Source organism: Fodinibius saliphilus, from assembly GCF_005869845.1.
GTDB lineage: Bacteria > Bacteroidota > Rhodothermia > Balneolales > Balneolaceae > Fodinibius > Fodinibius saliphilus.
In genome coordinates this window covers 1523146-1541559 of the sequence record NZ_VAWF01000001.1, presented here as the reverse complement: position 1 = coordinate 1541559, position 18414 = coordinate 1523146, and the positions used below count along the sequence as shown (strand labels likewise).

At 39.7% G+C, this 18414-nt stretch carries 12 protein-coding genes; 10 read left to right on the top strand and 2 right to left on the bottom strand.

Features of this window, described 5'->3' with window-relative positions; translation table 11 throughout:
• The first annotated feature begins 88 nt into the window (after window positions 1-88).
• The 6 genes from FCN14_RS06440 to alr all read left to right on the top strand — a co-directional run bounded on the left by FCN14_RS06440 (window position 89) and on the right by alr (window position 6187).
• Window positions 89-1585: a sodium:solute symporter family protein gene (locus tag FCN14_RS06440; protein ID WP_138430389.1), complete on the top strand. Its 1497-nt coding sequence runs from the start codon at window positions 89-91 to the stop codon at window positions 1583-1585.
• Window positions 1586-1595: 10 nt separating this feature from the next.
• The gene (locus tag FCN14_RS06435) at window positions 1596-2039 is read left to right on the top strand and encodes a GNAT family N-acetyltransferase (protein WP_138430388.1); all 444 of its coding nucleotides are present in this window, start codon (window positions 1596-1598) and stop codon (window positions 2037-2039) included.
• Window positions 2040-2042: 3 nt separating this feature from the next.
• Window positions 2043-3113 carry an alanine racemase gene (locus FCN14_RS06430; RefSeq protein ID WP_138430387.1) on the top strand — a complete coding sequence of 357 codons (1071 nt, stop codon included), beginning with the start codon at window positions 2043-2045 and terminating at the stop codon, window positions 3111-3113.
• Window positions 3114-3171: 58 nt separating this feature from the next.
• Window positions 3172-3768: a peptidoglycan DD-metalloendopeptidase family protein gene (locus FCN14_RS06425; protein ID WP_138430386.1), complete on the top strand. Its 597-nt coding sequence runs from the start codon at window positions 3172-3174 to the stop codon at window positions 3766-3768.
• Window positions 3769-3859: 91 nt separating this feature from the next.
• On the top strand, window positions 3860-5017 hold the full coding sequence (locus tag FCN14_RS06420) for an amidohydrolase (RefSeq protein WP_138430385.1): 1158 nt from the start codon (window positions 3860-3862) through the stop codon (window positions 5015-5017).
• Window positions 5018-6187, top strand: a complete 1170-nt coding sequence (gene alr, locus FCN14_RS06415) for an alanine racemase (RefSeq protein WP_138430384.1) — start codon at window positions 5018-5020, stop codon at window positions 6185-6187. It abuts the gene before it with no gap.
• Window positions 6188-6208: 21 nt separating this feature from the next.
• Here the strand turns inward: alr and FCN14_RS06410 are convergent, their stop codons facing one another.
• On the bottom strand, window positions 6209-7633 hold the full coding sequence (locus FCN14_RS06410; protein ID WP_138430383.1) for a GWxTD domain-containing protein: 1425 nt from the start codon (window positions 7631-7633) through the stop codon (window positions 6209-6211).
• A 423-nt stretch (window positions 7634-8056) separates the two neighbouring features.
• Between FCN14_RS06410 and FCN14_RS06405 the strand changes: the two genes are divergently transcribed.
• The 4 genes from FCN14_RS06405 (at window position 8057) to porW (ending at window position 17261) form a co-directional block, all read left to right on the top strand.
• Entirely contained in the window at window positions 8057-11293 is a 3237-nt protein-coding gene (locus FCN14_RS06405; protein ID WP_138430382.1) for a SusC/RagA family TonB-linked outer membrane protein, read from the top strand.
• A 25-nt stretch (window positions 11294-11318) separates the two neighbouring features.
• The gene (locus FCN14_RS06400; protein WP_138430381.1) at window positions 11319-12692 is read left to right on the top strand and encodes a SusD/RagB family nutrient-binding outer membrane lipoprotein; all 1374 of its coding nucleotides are present in this window, start codon (window positions 11319-11321) and stop codon (window positions 12690-12692) included.
• Window positions 12693-13156: 464 nt separating this feature from the next.
• Window positions 13157-14590 carry a pyruvate kinase gene (pyk, locus tag FCN14_RS06395; RefSeq protein WP_138430380.1) on the top strand — a complete coding sequence of 478 codons (1434 nt, stop codon included), beginning with the start codon at window positions 13157-13159 and terminating at the stop codon, window positions 14588-14590.
• Between the two features lie 70 nt (window positions 14591-14660).
• Complete coding sequence (porW, locus tag FCN14_RS06390) at window positions 14661-17261, top strand: type IX secretion system periplasmic lipoprotein PorW/SprE (protein ID WP_138430379.1); 2601 nt, start codon at window positions 14661-14663, stop codon at window positions 17259-17261.
• On the opposite strand, the gene FCN14_RS06385 is transcribed toward porW, so the two are convergent.
• The gene (locus FCN14_RS06385) at window positions 17248-18339 is read right to left on the bottom strand and encodes a quinone-dependent dihydroorotate dehydrogenase (protein ID WP_171032833.1); all 1092 of its coding nucleotides are present in this window, start codon (window positions 18337-18339) and stop codon (window positions 17248-17250) included. The two genes, porW and FCN14_RS06385, sit on opposite strands and share 14 nt — an antisense overlap.
• Window positions 18340-18414 lie beyond the last annotated feature (75 nt).

The window sequence follows — 18414 nt, the reverse complement described above, 5'->3', positions numbered from 1 at the left end:
ACCTTATATAAGTAATTCCAACCCTTGAGCTCTTAATCTCAAGGGTTTTTTTATTAGATAGAAGTCCAATTTATCTGAACAACGATATATGCATTGGATCGACCTGACGATTATGGGTTGCTACATGGTAGCCATGTTGGGTTTTGGAGTATTCTTTTTACAGCGAAATGAGGGCGCCGACGATTATTATGTAGGCGGCCGTAATATGAGTAGCCTTCACATTGGGTTATCCGTTGTAGCTACCGATGTTGGTGGTGGGTTCTCCATTGGGCTTGGCGGACTTGGTTTCGTGTTAGGAGTCTCCGGGTCATGGATGCTATTTACAGGATTGCTGGGTGCTTGGCTAGCTGCAGTATTTCTTATTCCAAAAGTAAAAGGAAACAAGGTTTTCGATAAGGCTTTAACCTTCCCCGAAGTCTTTAAGTATTATTTCAATCCACAGGTAGCATTAGTCGCAGGTATAATATCTGCTATTGGCTATGCAGGTTTTACCAGTTCGCAAATTTTGGCAGGTGCTAAACTAGCTACTGGCACATTTGCAGATCTGGATCTTAATACGGCCCTCATTATCATGGGGTCAGTGGCGGTAATTTATACCGTGATGGGAGGTCTCAAAGCCGTTATCTACACCGATACTATTCAATGGGCAATACTAATGGTTGGACTTGTATTTATTGGTATTCCTATTTCGTATTACGCCGTAGGGGGCTGGGAGGCCATAAAAGCAGCTGTAGATCCGGCAATGCTGACGATGACAAATATTAGCTGGCAGAATGTAGTGGATTGGGCGGTAACCATTATTCCAATCTGGTTTGTAGGGATGACCCTATACCAACGAATATATGCATGTAATGATGAAGAAACGGCTAAAAAAGCGTGGTATTTAGCAGGTGTGTTTGAATGGCCTATTATGGCGTTTATGGGAGTGTTGTTAGGCTTGTTTGCCAAAGTTGCTTTTACACAAGGTATGTTCGATTATTTAGGAGTACCCGAAACTTTAGCAAATTATGATAGTGAAAAAGGCTTACCCATGTTGTTGCGTACCGTACTACCGGTAGGACTCATGGGGATTATGATGAGTGCTTATTTCTCAGCGATTCTTTCTACAGCTGATAGTTGCCTAATGGCGGCATCCGGAAATGTAGTATCAGATATTATAGGGTATTTCCGAGAAGTGGACCCTGACAGTAATGATTTTTTACGGTTTTCACAGATTACGACATTAATTCTAGGAGCACTTGCACTACTCATTGCAACCTCTATGACCAATGTTTTAGACTTAATGTTGTATTCATACGCATTTATGGTATCGGGACTGTTTGTCCCAATAATAGGGGCCCTGTATTGGCCGAAAAGCAGTAGTATAGGAGCTATTGCAGCGATGGTATTTGGTGGATCTACCACAGTTTGTTTAGAGGTTGCTTTTGAACAATTACCGGCTGGTTTGGATGGTAATGTATTTGGAATTACCGTTTCCGCCATCGTGTTCATTGCAGTATCTTTACTATTCCCTGATGAAAAAAGTGAAACAGGGCAGAAATTAAATGCAGAAGAAGTAAAAGAAATGGAAACAATTAATACTTAAGAGTTATTAAATGATAGAATTAGATATAATAGAATCCGATATTGAAAATCCGACTCCTTTTAGTCGGGAAGATATCGCTAATTTTCTATATGAACATTTAGATGAGTTTGGGGATGAAAAAAAGCACATATTGTCTTGCATAGGTTATGCTTATGGAGATGATGAAGGACAGGATGGTTTTATTCTGGTAGCTCATGAAGATGAAAAGATTCTGGGGGCTGTAATCATTAATCACACGAATATGGGAGGCTTTATTCCTGAACATATTTTAGTATATATTGCAGTACACGGAGATTCCCGTGGGCAAGGGCTTGGAAAACAGCTGATGGAAAAGATTATTGAAAAAACGGAGGGAGATATTGCACTGCACGTAGAAAAAGATAACCCCGCCGTACATCTGTATGAAAAATACGGGTTCACAAATAAGTATCTCGAAATGCGACTTAAGAAATAGGGAATGGCCTATTTAAAACTGTATCGTAATAAGTTACGTGATAATTACAACTATTTAGATCAACTGTTCAAAAAGAATGATATCAAGTGGGGGATAACCACGAAACTTCTTTGCGGGCACGAAGAGTATCTGGAGGAGGTCGCTGCTTTGGGGATAGGGGATATGCTCGATTCTCGTATCAGCAACCTCAAGAAAATCAAAGAGATCGACCCGGATACGCTCACCACCTATATTAAGCCTCCTCCCAAAGATATTATCGATTCGGTGGTTAAGTATGCCGACATTAGCTTAAATACGGAACTGTCGACCCTGCATGCACTCTCCGAAGAAGCGCAACGGCAGGATAAGGTTCATAAAGTTATTGTAATGATTGAGCTGGGTGACCTGCGTGAAGGGGTTATTCGCGAAAACCTGATTGACTTCTATGAGAAGGTCTTTAAGTTACCCAATATTGAAGTTATAGGAATAGGGGCTAACCTAAACTGTATGCACGGAGTAATGCCGGATGAGGATAAGCTTATTCAGTTGTCGCTCTATAAACAGATTATTGAGCTGCGGTTTGATAAAAATATTCCGTTGGTTTCGGGCGGAACTACCGTTACTATTCCGTTATTGCTACGTAATCAGCTTCCCAAAGGAATTAACCACTTTCGAGTAGGAGAAGCACTCTTTTTCGGGAAGAATCTATTCACCGATGGTACTATCGAAGGCATGCATAACGATGTGCTGGAGCTCTATTCGCAAGTAATAGAGATTGCTGAAAAGCCCAAAGTGCCGAGTGGTGAACTGGGAATGAATCCACAGGGAGAAGTAGCCGAAATTGATGAAGATCAGCTTGGCGAAACCTCATATCGTGCTATCTTGGATATTGGATATCTGGATATTAATCCCGACCACCTCATTAATATTGAAGGTGATGTAAAAATTGCTGATGCCAGCTCCGATATGTTAATTTTGGATGTAGGCGAAAATGAGGCCGGTTATGAAGTGGGCGACTTTATTCGTTTCCGAATGAAATATATGGGAGCTCTCGGAATTATGAATTCCGATTACATCGATAAAATTGTAGAGTAATAAGAAATTGTTTTTGCTCCTTTGAAAGGCCCGCTTTCGATATGAAATAACTGTACTTATGGTCAACTTTTCTGATTACCAATTTGCCAAGGTCATGGATTATCCTGAAGATTCGGATGAACTATATCTTTTTGATTTTTCAAAAGGATATGACGCTGATTTTATTCGAAAAAAGGGATGGGGTATTGGTCGGTACGATGAGTATCGTACTAATATGTATGAGACTTCCCTTTTTAAGAATGAACGGAACCTTCATATTGGTATCGATATTTGGGCCGAGGCTGGCGAACCAATCTATAATGTATATGATGGAACGGTAGAATATATCCGGGATAACGACAATCCCGGGGATTATGGGCCTACAATCGTCATGAAGCATAAATTTGCTGAAGGGATGCTTTATGTTTTGTATGGCCATTTATCTGAAGCGTCTCTGCAGATGGTATCAAAAGGAGACCAGATCCCCAAAGGGCGAAAGATTGCGACCTTGGGCACTCCTGATGTGAATGGAGGTTGGGCCCCGCACTTACATTTCCAGCTTTCGGTAATTGATCCTGGTAAAGCAGATATGCCGGGAGTGGTAGCCCCGGAAGACCGTGACCAAGCCTTAGAGCAATATCCTGACCCGCGGCTGGTATTGGGAAAATTATATTGATCAATAGCTGTTGCTAATGAATGACAATTGGAAATTGTATTTCAAAATTTACTAATTGAGTGTTGTTTTAAGCGTTAGTGAAGAATTTTATATGCCTATCAATATTGAAAAATATCTCGACGAATTAATTGATCTGCGCCACCGGCTTCATGCTATAGCAGAGCTGTCGAATGAAGAAGATGAAACGAGCTCTGAAATTGTGAAGTATCTTAAAAGTACATCGCCTGATCGCATTCAAACAGATATTGGTGGGCAGGGGGTCTTGGCTACCTACGAGAGCGGTAATGAAGGGCCACACCTGTTACTTCGTTGCGAATTGGATGCGCTGCCAATCCCAGATGTAAATGACACTGAATATCAATCTAAAACAGAAGGAGTAGGCCATAAATGTGGTCACGATGGGCATATGGCTATTCTCTGTGGTGTAGCTAAGCTACTGCAAGATGAGCCGCCGGAAACAGGTAAGGTGACGCTACTATTTCAGCCGGCCGAAGAAACCGGAGAAGGGGCACGGCGCGTGCTCGATGATCCTAAATTTCAAGAATATGCTCCAGACTACTGTTTCGCTCTCCACAACCTGCCGGGTTTCAAAAAGAATCAGATTATTATACGTGAAGATGTTTTTGCAGCTGCATCGGTTGGGATGGAGGTCAATTTTAAAGGGGCTACCGCACATGCGGCACATCCCGAACAAGGGCGAAGTCCCGCTCTTGCTATGGCACAGGTTGTACAGGCCTTTTCAGCAGCGCCACAGTTTTATAGTCCTTTAGAGAAGGCGGCCAAAGTAACGGTTATCAATGCAAGGCTGGGAGAACGAGCTTTCGGCACTTCGCCCGGGGACGCAACTGTGCTGGCAACGTTGCGAACCTATGATGAAGCCCTGCTGGAGAAACTCAAAGAGAACTGTTTGGAAATCGCTGAACAAACAGCCCAAACGTATTCTTTGGCAGTAAATCATGAGTGGGTAGAACCATTTCCGGCAACGAAGAATTCAAAAGAAGCGACCCAAGCAATTATTTCTGCTACTGAAAAACTGGATTATGAAATGGTTAAAAAGGAACATCCGTTTAGTTGGTCCGAAGATTTTGGCCATTTTACCAATGAAATAGGCGGCGCAATGTTTGGAGTCGGTATTGGAACGGATCACCCATCATTACATGCCGAAAATTATGATTTTGAAGATGATGTAATTGCTACAGCCAGTAAATTATTTATACAAATTATCAAAGATCTGAGCAAAGAAAAGTAAATGAAAGACGACTTATATCCATCCCGATTAGAATTAGATAAATCTTCTTATGAAACGAATATTTCTTTTTTGCGGGATTATATCGGCCGTGATGTTATCTTTAGTTCCGTGATTAAAGGCAATGCCTATGGTCACGGGATCAAAGATTTTGTGCCTATGGCAGAAGATTGTGGAGTTCGGCATTTTTCGGTTTTTAGCTCTGACGAAGCCCGCCAGGCATGTCGTGCACGAAATCATGACAGCCATGTTATGATTATGGGAATGATAAATAACAAAGCACTGGGATGGGCTATAGAGAATGACGTATCTTTTTTCATTTTTGAATTGGATCGTCTCAAGGCTGCGATTAATGAAGCTCAACGTATACAAAAGCCGGCCAGAGTTCACCTGCACCTGGAAACTGGAATGAATCGTTTGGGACTTGAAGAAGATGAGTTTGAGGATACCGTCCGTATTATTAAAGAGAATAGGGAGTATCTGCAACTGGATGGAATTTGCACTCATTATGCCGGTGCCGAAAGTGTAGGGAATTATGTGAGGATACAGGAGCAGATTGAAAACTTTAAAGAGTATTCTTCTTGGTTTCGGGAGCAGGGAATAGATGCCAAACATCATCATACTGCATGTTCTGCTTCAGCCCTGAACTATCCCGAGACCATTATGGATATGGTGCGCATTGGGATTGCTCAATATGGTTTTTGGCCCAATCGGGAGACCTACATGAACTTTGTGAAGAAACATCCCGATGTTAATGCCAAACACAAAGATCCACTGGAAAGAGTACTGGCATGGAAAAGTGAAATTATGAGTACCAAAAAAGTGCCTGCCGGTGAATTCGTAGGATACGGCAATACCTATTTAACCAGCAGGGAGCAAAAGATAGCATCTGTTCCGATAGGTTATGCTCATGGATTTGGGCGTAATCTGACAAATGTGGGTATTGTTTTAGTTAACGGTGAACGAGCGCCGGTAGCTGGACTTGTAAATATGAATTTGCTAACTATAGATATTACTGATATCCCGAATGTGAAGAAGGGAGACGAAGTAGTAATTATTGGCAAGCAGGAAGATCAGGAGATGACCGTGGCTTCATTCAGTGAAATGAGGAATTTTATGAACTATGAAGTATTAGTACAGATTCCTTCTGGATTACCTCGAGAAATAGTTTAAATACTATTAAACAAAATTATACTATAGCTGGCGAGTTAATATTTGGCCTGTTAACCAGAGTTGTCGTTGCATATACTGAACCGTATAATAATTATTCGTTCGCTGTAACAAGTAGTGGGTGAAAGGATAATACTTATTTTTTAATTTGGGTTGAAAAAAGTTAAAAGTATAATCGGGATCTTGGTGGTTATATGAATAATACCAAGTCAAAGATTTAAGATGGTTTTCAGTATACCAGGGAGAACCAAATAAGATGTAGATCATTCCAGGATCAGTTTTCCAGCCCTCTTTAAAGTTAGAAAACTGTTTATTAGCTTCTTCGACTCGTTGGTAATATAGTCTAATTACACTTCTTGCTTTTTGAGCATTGCCAACGTTTTTTAACCAAAAACGATCCATCTCTTTTTTTAGGGAATCGTTATCTGATATTTGCATGAGCTCTTTATGATCTTTTTCACCCATAAGGTAAATGAGAGGCTTAGCAAGCTCTCTTACTGATTGAATAGCAGGATAATTCTTGCTTTTAACTCCAAAGTCCCGCCCCTTATAAATTTCTTCCTGATTTCCTTTTTGAGCTGTTACTTCAAAACGGTAGTTGCCCCTTTCTTGGGTTTCGAATTTATATTCAATAAAGATACTCTTGTAATCATTTAAAACTCTTCTGTTCGATTGTAATTCAGTTTCTTTGTCATAGTCAATTCCTTTATACTCAATAGCCGAGGGGCTGTAATTTGAGTGGTGCATAGGTCGGGTATAGCTGGTATCAGAGTCAAAGCGCAAAAGGCGAGAGTTTAAACGCATCTTTTTTTTGGAGCGCGGGCTAATAATTTGAAACACAAAACGGAGCGAATCTATTTTCCCTTTGACGTCATAGGTATTTATTTGCTTCCAGCTAGTTTCTCCAATTTCTTTACCATACATTTGAATGGATGATAGGGAGTATGCCCCTTTTTTTGTTTCTGGAATGTAAGTATTTGCCTCTTGCGATATTTTTTTACTTGAATTTAAGTCTGTTACAGTAACAATAGTCTTATAATTGCTAGGGGATACCGGGAAAGTAAATTCTGATTTAACAGATTCGCGGGAAGAGTTGATCTGTTCATTTTTCGTAGTAATTTTCTGTTTAACATGCTTTTCGGAAATAATATTATTGGGGTTATCCGTATCAATTATTTTAATACTAATGGAAACACGGGCTATAAGAGAATCATCCTGTTGTTTATAAATTAGGCTACCCTTAATTAATTGAGTTGTTACTTTTAATTGGGTAGACTCATTTTCGTCAACAAACCCAAAGGCAGACATTCGAAATTCAGGGTATCCAGCTTTAAAGTTATAACCAGAACCATGTTTAACATTTGTTTCTCGACTTGAAGAACAAGAACTTATTATAATTGCTAAAACGGGAATTATAAATAAGAGTAATCTATTTTTGCGGAGGTACATAAATATCTGTATATGTGATCAGCTTTTCATATCATTTAAGGATACACGAAATTAAACTGTTGATAATAAATAACAAATTTATTCTTGTATTTCTCTTAAACTTTTTTCATATATGGAGCAGTACAAGTGATTTCCATTATTTTTTGTAAAAGGGCATCAAAAACTATAATATTTAGGATGTTAATTAGATTGTGGATTTCAAAAATATATTGTATTTGGTAAGGGGTAAAAGGCGCTTAGGATATTTTTTTCTAAACACTGGTGGGATATTTGTTAAAGCAGTAAAATACTGGTTTCTCATTTTCCTACTTTAATATTAACACTAAAAACATCTCTAACCATTCTACACGCTTGCTCTTTTAAAGTAGCTACGTTGTAGTAATGCTCTTAGGGTTAATTTATAATCTAAAAAGATAAAACATTATGCTTAGAAAGTTACTTTCTACGGCAATATTTACTTTTTGTTTTGCGGCTATGTCTATAGCTCAAAGCGGATCGGTGACAGGTACTGTAACCGATGCCAGCTCAGGAGAAACCCTGCCTGGCGTAAATGTTGTTGTAACTGAAATTAATCAGGGAGCTTCTACTGATACTGAAGGCAATTTCACTATCAGAAACATCCCTGAAGGTACTTACACGCTTAAAGCTTCTTTTATTGGGTATAAAGAGTATACCCAGCAAATTCAGATTGAAGCTGGAGAGCAGTTAGTTCAAGATATTACGCTATCTTCTAGCGTAGTTGGTTTGGATGAAGTTGTAGTTAGTGCTCTTGGATTTGAAGAGCAAGCTGATGAACAGGGTGTTTCTTCCTCTAAGGTTGGAGGTGATGATATCGCCAGTTCAGGAGAAACAGACATTGTTGCTGGCCTAGCAGGAAAAGCAGCAGGTGTTAATATTACTAGTACTGGTGGTGACCCCGGTGCTGCTTCTCGAATTGTTATCCGTGGTGCAAATACCATTACTGGTAGTAACTCGCCATTGTTTGTTATAGATGGTGTGCCTGTTTATAACTCTACTGTTGGCTCAGGCGTTGCCGGTGTTCAGCAGCAATCTCGTCTTACTGACTTGAACACAGAAGACATCGAGTCTGTTCAGGTTCTTAAAGGTCCTTCTGCTTCTGCACTATGGGGATCCAGAGCCTCTAATGGTGTTGTCATTATTGAAACCAAAAGTGGAGAAAGAACTGAAGGTAACAAAGTTAATGTCAGTGTTAAGTCTGAAGTTTCATATGATGTAATCAACAAAAATGTTGATCTGCAGCGTTCTTATGGACAAGGCTTTGGTGGTTCATTTATACCAGGAACTCCATTCTCTTGGGGAGATAAAATTGCAGATCGTCCAGGTGGCGATGATGTGGAAGATCTTTCTAACGGAAATGCATATTTTGGACCTGATGGACAAAAGCACGGTCTTATCACCCAGAAGAATTCCAAGAAGACCTATGACCATGCAGGCGAAATATTTGAAAATGGTCTAAAGCTAGATAATACTGTAGCTGTTAGCGGTGGTGGAGATAACGGAACATTTCGTTTAAGTGTCGGTAATCTTTCCCAAGACGGTATTATTCTGAGTAATAGTGACCTTGACCGTACAACATTTAATGCTTCTGCACAGCGATATTGGGATAAGTTTTCTGCAAAAGTAACTGCAAATTATACAAACACTTCTTCTAATCGTGTGCAGCAGGGATCAAATATTTCTGGTCTGCTCTTAGGAGCTTACCGAACTTCTCCAGATTTTAACCAACGGCCACATACCGTTGATTATATTAATCCGGATGGTAGTATTACTCCAGACAAGCACAGAGGATATAGAAATCCTGTAGCATCGGGTCAAACACCTATTTATAATAACCCACTTTGGACCATTGAGAATGTGATCAATGAAACTAAGGTGCGTCGTTTCCAAGGTAGTACAGAGTTACAGTTCGATCCAACAAACTGGTTGAACTTTACTCACCGATTAGGAGTTGATACATATACTGATCGCAGATATTCAGTATTCCCAACTTATGACTCTAGCAATCCTACCGGTTCTTTAACAGAGGAAACTCTTTCTGAGTACCAGGTTAATTCAGACTTGATTGCAAAAGCGTCACATACTCTGAATGAAGATTTCTCAGGTTCCTTACTTGTAGGGTGGAACATGAACCATCGTGAGTTTGATAATGTCGGAGCTACTTCAACAGATATCATTCTGCGAGGGTTTAACCGAGATGTGTCAAATTATAATAGCAAGAATCCATTTCAGAGTAGAAGCACAGTCCGTACTTCTGCACTCTACGGTGTTCTTAATGTTAATGCTTATGACATGTTCTTCTTTGAAGCTACAGGAAGAAGTGAGAGTGCGTCAACATTTGGTGAAGACAGTGATGGAACATTTTTCTATCCATCAGCTAGTTTAGCATGGCAATTTACTGAGCTGGATGCGTTAAGTGATAACGATATACTCAGCTTTGGTAAACTTCGAGTCTCTTATGGTGAAGCTGGTACACAGCCACCAGTATATGAGACCTCTACTACCTTTTTCCAAGGTGCGTTCACCAGTAGTTGGGGTGATGGACTAAACCCTGCTGAATATGGCGGTGGTTTTGCTCGATCGTTTGAAGCGGGTAACCCGAACTTAAAAGTTGAGCGTACTACAGAGATCGAGTTCGGTACTGATTTACGCTTCTTCAATGATCGTATCACGTTGAATCTGACACGCTATATGACAGAAACAACAGATGCGATTCTCGGTGTTGATCGTGCGCCTTCTACTGGTTTTAGTAGCCAGATTGCAAATGCAGCTTCAATTGAAAACAAAGGGCTTGAAGCAGAGCTTAATATTGAAGTTGTCCGTTCTCAAGACTTCAACTGGGCTGTTAATGGTACATGGTCTAAAAATGTAAGTGAGGTAACATCATTGGCTGGTGCTGATGAAGTTGGACTCGCTGGATTTACCAGTGCTACTTCTTCCGCTCTTGTTGGTGAAGAATACGGAGTGTTCTTTGGTAATGCATGGGCCCGTAATTCTGATGGAAGCTTAGCTTTAGATAGCAACGGGTTCCCAACAGCAGCTGCAGAACAGAAAATTATTGGTAATCCAAATCCTGACTGGAGAGCTGGTATTCGTAATACCCTCACCTTTAAAGATCTCCGCTTCAGCTTCTTAGTTGATATTAAGCAAGGTGGTGATGTTTGGAATGGTACAAAAGGTGCTCTTAGCTTCTTCGGTATTCATGGATCCCAAGATTGGGAAACAACTGCTGACCAAGATCTCACAGCATGGGATGGAAGTACCATTACTTCTGGAACAACGTTCCGTGGTTATGTTGAAGATTTCGGAGCTGGTCCTGTTGCAGTTACAGACGTAGCTCATTATTCTGGACCTTTCTCTGGCTTTACTGGACCTGCTGAGCCGTTTATTGAAGATGGCGGTTATGTTAGATTACGTGAGGTAGCCTTAAGTTACAGTTTCAATGGACAAGGCTTACGTGACTTCACAGGCTTGAAATCTATTGATGTCAGTGCAAGAGGTAGAAACCTTCTGCTATTTACTGATTACACAGGTATCGATCCTGAGACAAACTTGACAGGTCCTTCAAACGGATTCGGGCTTGATTATTTTAATAACCCAAGTACTAAATCCTATATCTTCAGCATAAGGGTTAATTATTAACCAAGAACTTTTAAAGATCATTATTATGATATTTACCAAACCAAAATTACTTATTATTGGCTTGCTTTTGGTCGGTATTATGGGATGTGATTCTGTAACCAGTTCTTTTACAGATGGTTACAGCGAAAATCCTAATAATCCGACAACAGCACCTGCTGATAAAATATTTACAGCAGGGCAAGTGGCAACAGTTACATTTCTAGAAACGCATGGTGCTCGTAAGGGTAGTATGTGGGCTCAATATTTTTCTGGCGAAGATCGTCAGTATTCGAGCATTTATAGTTATACTGTAACAGCATCAGATGCTTCAAGCGATTGGTTTTTGGCCTACACTCGTGGGTTAACAAATCTCCGGTTGGCTCGTGATAAATACCAAGATCGCAATGTTGTACCCGCTAATCAGGTAGCGGCCACTAAAATGCTGGAAGCTATGCTAATGGGGCAGGTTACTGCGCTATGGGGAGATGTACCTTATACTGAGGCGATTAACGCCGATTCCATTGCTCAGCCTGCTTATGACAGCCAAGCTGATGTCTACGCTGATGTTATCGACTTACTGGATGATGCTATTACTACTTTTAGCAATAACAGTTCAGTAGCTATAGCCAATGATGTTACTACCCTAAACGGAAATACATCAAAATGGCTTAAGGTTGCATATACCCTGAAAGCACGTTACTTAATGCACACAGGAAACGCTACTGCTGCAGCTACTGCTGCTAGTAATGGTATTGATGCCAACGATGGCAGTGGAGATATGATGATGCCCCATGGAAATCAACAGGGACGTAATCAAAACTTGTACTACAACTTCACTGTAGTTCAACGTGCTGGTTACCTAGCTGCTGATCGTTCTCACTCTCGACAAATGTTGATTAATGGGAATAACAGCAAAACTGACGAAACCGATCGTTTAAACTACTTTTATGATGGTACTAACCTGAATAATAGTGGTTTTGCTGCCGATACAGAATCATTCCCTATCGTTACATATATGGAGAATGAACTGATTAAGGCACAGATTGAAGCTGCTAAGGGAACTACAACAGGAGATAATAATGCAATTACAGCATTAAATAATACTCGTGATTACTTGGACAACAAGTTCGGTACCACGAATTATGATGATCTCGCATTGACAGATTTCCAAGCAGGTGGAGCCTATGCAGGCACTAGCATTCCTCAACATGTTCGTAACTGGTCTTATCTTGGCCTCATCGGACAAATTGAAGGGTTCAATTATGTTCGCCGTATAGATTACAATGTTGATGGTTTAAGTCCCGTTCAAGGAAGTCAATTCCCACAGCGGTTCTTATATCCACAGAGTGAACGTAATACTAACGAGAACGTTCCGTCACCAGCACCAGGTTTGTTCGATAAGACACCTGTAAATAGTTAGTATACTGTTTAAAATTGAAGCCCCCTTGATTATTCAAGGGGGCTTTTTTTTATTTAAGGATATGTTAAAACAAGGTAAATAAATCACTATTCCTCTCCAGTAAAACCAGTGAAGAATAGAATATATTGTAACTATATACAGTTAAGTTTTTTTATCTCATTTTAAAACATCATTTTGCCCCTTCTTTTTCTTCGTATATAAAGGTTTTGTCCCACACTATTATGGATTTTAAATAGTTTTTTTTTTTTGAAACTGAAAATACCTTTGAAAACGTGTGGTATATCCACTGTTAAAAATAAAAGGGACAGGAGAGATTTTTAGATAGATTACTAATGAGAAGCTTGTAGTTAACAGTAACTATTCAAAAGATATTTTTATACATTTAGGTTTCTGTGTTATTTTGAGCTTTTTTCGATTTGTGTATAGTAGATACAGATTTTAATTTTTTAGAATAAATATAATTAATGAGCATTGGTGAACGACGAACGAAGATTGTATGTACTCTTGGTCCAAGCAGTAATACTGAACAAAAAATTGATGAACTAGTTCGAAACGGGATGAATATTGCCCGTATCAACTTTTCACATGGCACCTATGACCAGCATGAAGAGGTAATTACGAATCTGAGAAAGGTATCTGAACGATACAATGTAAGCCTGCCTATATTAGCAGACTTACAAGGTCCCAAGATTCGCATTGGTACCATGAAAGAAGGGGGACAAGAAGTCAAAAAGGGTGATTATGTAACTTTAACAACGGAAGAGGTTGAAGGGACATCCGAGCTAATTCCTGTTGACTATAAAGGGCTTGTTAAAGATGCTGTTGAGGGCAATAAGTTATTAATAGATGATGGACTACTTGAGCTTAAAGTAATTAAGAAGAAAACTGACAGCTTAGTGGCTCAAGTTGTTGTTGGAGGGATGTTAAAGTCCCGTAAAGGCTTAAACCTGCCGGATATTGATATATCAATGGCTTCTCTTACAGCGAAAGATATTAAAGATTTAGAATTTGCTGTATCGAAGGGGGTAGACTATGTAGCTATGTCTTTTGTTCGTTCTGCTGATGATATTCAAGAAGTCATATCACGAGTGCGTGCCGAGGGTTCAAATGCCGGTATTATAGCTAAAATAGAGAAACCGGAGGCAGTTGAAGTTATTGATGAAATAATTGAGGAGTCAACGGGTATTATGGTAGCTCGCGGAGATCTTGGTATTGAGATAGCAAGTGAAAAAGTACCATTGGTTCAAAAGAATATTATAGATCGCTGTAGACAGGCAGGAAAACCTGTGATAACGGCTACCCAGATGCTAGATTCGATGATAGAAAATCCCCGGGCTACTCGGGCAGAAAGTTCTGATGTTGCTAATGCAGTACTGGATGGTACAGATGCGGTAATGCTTTCAGGAGAAACAGCAGCAGGTGATTATCCAATTGAATCGATTAAAACGATGGATAAAATTTGTAGGTCTGTTGAAAATAATGCTCCCCATTTATATAGCAGCCTCAGCTATCGCAAGCCTGAATGGAAAGAAAAACAGGTAATTGAATCACTTGCGTATTCATGTGTCATGTTAGCGGAAAATGTAGATGCTAAAGTCATTAGTACTATAACACATTCTGGGAGCACGGCCCGCCGGATTGCTAAATTCCGACCTGGAGTTCCAATTGTTGCCTTTACAGAAAGTAATAAGGTAAGGCGTCAATTGGGATTAGTATGGGGCGTTCGACCTGTGAAAATTGATGAGATTTTTGATACTGATAAAAGTGTGAAGTTGATGGAAGAATACCTGCAGAAACATGGGCTTGTAACTAGTGGTGAAAGGGTAATTATTGCTACTGGCATGCCTATTGCTAAGCGAGGTCGTACTAATATGATAAAAGTTAGTACAATTGAATAACTATCCAATTTGATTTGCTTTTCAATTACAATAGCGGATAGTTTTTTGTAAAAGATGGTAATGTTCAGCTATGGGACGTAATTATCCACATACTACCATTAAAAAGATACTGGGTTTATCTTTGTTGATGGTTTTTATCACTGCCTGTGGAGGTACGCTAAAAAGTTCATGGCTAAATTTCAGAGCTTACTATAATACATATTATAATGCTGAACAAAGCTTTCGCGTAGGTTTAACCAAAGTACAGGAACAGCCAGTTCAAATTAATCCAGAAGAGCTAGTTAGAATTCATCCGCCTACCGTTCAAGCTGGGAATAGCAATTTTAAAGAGGCTATTGATAAAAGTGCCAGGATTCTGAGAAAATTTCGCGATTCAAAATGGTTGGATGATGCACTGTTGCTTATCGGAAAATCATATTATTATAGGCATGAGTACTATAGAGCCAAGCAAAAATTTGAAGAGCTCCGCAATGCCACCGATTCTCCAGAGATGATACAAAAGGCTATAATCTGGAAGGGACGGACACTGCTTGATCTTCAACAGTATAGTAATGGGATTAGTTTTCTTGAAACGGAGGTTTCTCAATACCCACAAAACTGGTCGGTAGTAAGACAGGGGGAAATACGCACCTTACTTGCTCAGCATTATGCAATGCAGAGTGATTGGAGTAGAGCAGAAGTCACACTGTCTAAGGCTATTACCTATTTAGAAGAGAAAAAGATAAGGGGACGTTCTTATTTTTTATATGGACAAATATTAGAAAAGTTGGAACGGTATGGAGAAGCTTTTTATGCCTATTCCCTTGTCCCTAAATATTTTCCGAGTTTTGAATACGTCTATTGGGCTGGGGTAAAACAAGGTGATGTGGCAAGAAAACAGGCTAATTTTTCACAAGCACTATCGATTTATGCAAAATTACGCCGCGATGACAAAAATTATGATCGAATTGAGAAGCTCAACTATAAGATTGCTCGAACCTTGGAAATGCAGGGAGCCATATCAGCTGCTGAAAAGAGTTATAAAGAGCTATTATCCCAAAATGCCATAACACAAACATTAAAAGGAAAAGTATATTACCGCTTGGGAAAGATCTATAGCGAAAATTATGAAAAGTTTAATGTTGCTGCGGCTTATTTTGACTCTTCTGCGACGGTTGGAAGTCAAAATGAGATAGGTCAGAATAGATTATCAGCAGAGACCTTAGCAGATGCATATGGAGAATATACTCGGTTACGGAATAAGGTAGAACATGCTGATAGTTTGCTATGGCTCGGATCGTTATCAGCCGAAGAGCTGAATTCTGTGGTTGCAGAGCTCAAAGAACAGAAACGTCAAGAGATACGTGCAGAACGTGAAAATAAGAAAACTGAAAAATTAGTTAATCAAAGTATAAACACTTCCGGTAGCAATAAAGAGACTCGATCTTCAATTCATGGTTTTTTGAACTATCAGAATAATGAGTTTATCCAGCAGGGTAAAAGAGAGTTCAGAATTATTTGGGGAAATCGTCCGCTTGCCGATAATTGGCGGCGAATCCAAGCTTTGGGAAGGGTTGATAGTGAACAGAATACAGCTATTGGCAGTAATGATAATCGTACAGCAGGTTCCCGGAGAGTTTCAGATGGAATTACAGTTAATATTGATTTAGAAGCTATTCCTAAGAGTTCCGAAGCTCAAAAAAAGCTGAAAGAAGAAAAGGCTACTGCTCTGTATGAGTTGGGTAATTTATTATTTGTGAATTTAGGGATGCCGGATAGTGCAAGTACTTATTTTCGCGATGTTATCAAAAGTGAAGTGAATTCAGACTTACGCCCTCAAGCAATGTATTCACTGTATGAGATTTATAACTCTGAAGACCGAACTGATAGTCTCAAATATTGGGGGAACCGTATTTTGGTGGAATACCCGCAATCAAGGTATGCTTATATGGTTCGCTCGGACAGAGGTAATACACAAGAAAGTTTCGTTGAGGACTCTTCCAGTGCTATGTTGAAAAAAGAGTATCAACGTCTTGTTTCTTCCAAAAAGAAAGTGGTTCCGGGAAAATTGCGAAACCTGGCGTTAAAAAACCGCTCATCGGAAATAGCCCCATATATTTACTACCATGCTATTGAAGAATATGCCCGGCGGGCACTGGTAGAAGACGATTTATCAACCGTACAGCAACATGGGAGAAATGATAGTACACAGTTGGGTAAAGTTGAATCGGGAGTAAGAGACTCAATGCGGATTAGATCCAAAAGTATGTATTGGGATAGTGTACGGATAGCTATTAACGAATTTGATACTGTATTTACAAATGCAAAGCAACGTTCTAAAGTGAAAAGGATGAAATCTTTTTTGAGGAAGCAAGAGTCAGAACAGAAAGCAACTTGTGAAAAGCTGGGGCTTTCCCTTAAGATTGATCCCAGCATGGAGGCCTTTTTATCAAAAGTTGAGTATCCGGATGAACTAAAAGGCGGTTCCCTATCTGGTAAGCTTATCTATTCCTTTCTTGTGGATAAGAAAGGAAATTTTGAATCATTCAAACTATTATCAAATAGAACTCCCCTGGGTATTGAAGAGGCTTTTGAAACAGCTTTTGATAAATACTTACAGTTTAAACCCTTTGAGGGTAATGAGATACCTTCGCATTTGAGATGCAAGGTGTCTTTTCCTATTCAGCAGTAGAGGCGGAAACAAGTTGGTGGATAGAACTGATATTCAATTCGTTCATTTCTTTGACAAGCTTTTTATTAATTATCTTGATCAATCCGGGCCCTTCATATATCAAACCGGTATAGATTTGCAATAAGTCGGCGCCGGCAAGTATCATTTTTAGAGCCGTTTCAAAAGAGTCAATCCCACCCACACCAATTATTGGTTTTTGACCGTTTGTTGCTTCGCTAAGCCATTCGACAACTTGAATACTTGTTTGAGCAATCGGACGGCCGCTGAGTCCACCTCTGCCAATCTTCTTTAATCTTTGAGCATCAGTAGTTAGTTGATCTCGTCCAGAAGAGGTATTACAAGCAACATAACCGTGGACACGATGGTTTTCACATATTTCAACTAAGTTCAACAATTCCTGTTGTGTTAGGTCAGAAGAAACCTTAATTAGGGTAGGCACTATTCGGGCATCATCTCGTATTTTAAGGGCAGAAAGTAGTTCGTCAAGTGCCTCCGGATCTTCAAAAGTTTTGCCCTCTGTAGTATTCGGGCATGAAATGTTAACAGTAATATAATCAGCAACTTTTTTAGCTTCGTTAAAGCTATGAACATAATCACGTATAGCTAAGTCTCCCATCACATTCGGATCATGTGTTTTAGCTACATTTACTCCCAGTGGGATGGATAGCTGTTTGTTTTTAAGGCGTTTTATAATCGTTTTTGCTCCATCATTATTTAACCCCATTCGGTTTATCAGGGCATGGTCTTTGGGTAGCCTAAAAAGCCGTGGTTGTGGATTTCCGGTACTGGGATTACCAGTAATACTTCCGATTTCAACAAAACCGAAACCGATCGCTTCCATGATTTCAGGAATATGTCCATTTTTATCGAAGCCGGCGGCCAGACCAATGGGATTCCCAAAATCAAGTCCCCACAACTGCTGGTTCAGTTTTGGGGATTGATAACCATATATAATTTTTGCTAAAGCCTTTAAAACAGTACTTCGTGAGGCCGTTTTTGCGAATCTATGTATTGCTGTATGTGCCTGTTCAGCATCAAGCTTAAACAGGAGTGGTTTTACCAACGAATTATAAATCATAAAATAAAGCCGTATCTTTTTTACTTCCGATAAAGTAAAGAGCTTAACACTAAGAACGAAATTTTAACTGACTCA

Bases quoted from the DNA above. Each gene is read 5' to 3' on its own strand.
- FCN14_RS06440 (WP_138430389.1), top strand. From the start codon at position 89: ATGCATTGGATCGACCTGACGATTATGGGTTGCTACATGGTAGCCATG.
- FCN14_RS06435 (WP_138430388.1), top strand. From the start codon at position 1,596: ATGATAGAATTAGATATAATAGAATCCGATATTGAAAATCCGACTCCT.
- FCN14_RS06430 (WP_138430387.1), top strand. From the start codon at position 2,043: ATGGCCTATTTAAAACTGTATCGTAATAAGTTACGTGATAATTACAAC.
- FCN14_RS06425 (WP_138430386.1), top strand. From the start codon at position 3,172: ATGGTCAACTTTTCTGATTACCAATTTGCCAAGGTCATGGATTATCCT.
- FCN14_RS06420 (WP_138430385.1), top strand. From the start codon at position 3,860: ATGCCTATCAATATTGAAAAATATCTCGACGAATTAATTGATCTGCGC.
- alr (WP_138430384.1), top strand. From the start codon at position 5,018: ATGAAAGACGACTTATATCCATCCCGATTAGAATTAGATAAATCTTCT.
- FCN14_RS06410 (WP_138430383.1), bottom strand. From the start codon at position 7,633: ATGTACCTCCGCAAAAATAGATTACTCTTATTTATAATTCCCGTTTTA.
- FCN14_RS06405 (WP_138430382.1), top strand. From the start codon at position 8,057: ATGCTTAGAAAGTTACTTTCTACGGCAATATTTACTTTTTGTTTTGCG.
- FCN14_RS06400 (WP_138430381.1), top strand. From the start codon at position 11,319: ATGATATTTACCAAACCAAAATTACTTATTATTGGCTTGCTTTTGGTC.
- pyk (WP_138430380.1), top strand. From the start codon at position 13,157: ATGAGCATTGGTGAACGACGAACGAAGATTGTATGTACTCTTGGTCCA.
- porW (WP_138430379.1), top strand. From the start codon at position 14,661: ATGGGACGTAATTATCCACATACTACCATTAAAAAGATACTGGGTTTA.
- FCN14_RS06385 (WP_171032833.1), bottom strand. From the start codon at position 18,339: ATGATTTATAATTCGTTGGTAAAACCACTCCTGTTTAAGCTTGATGCT.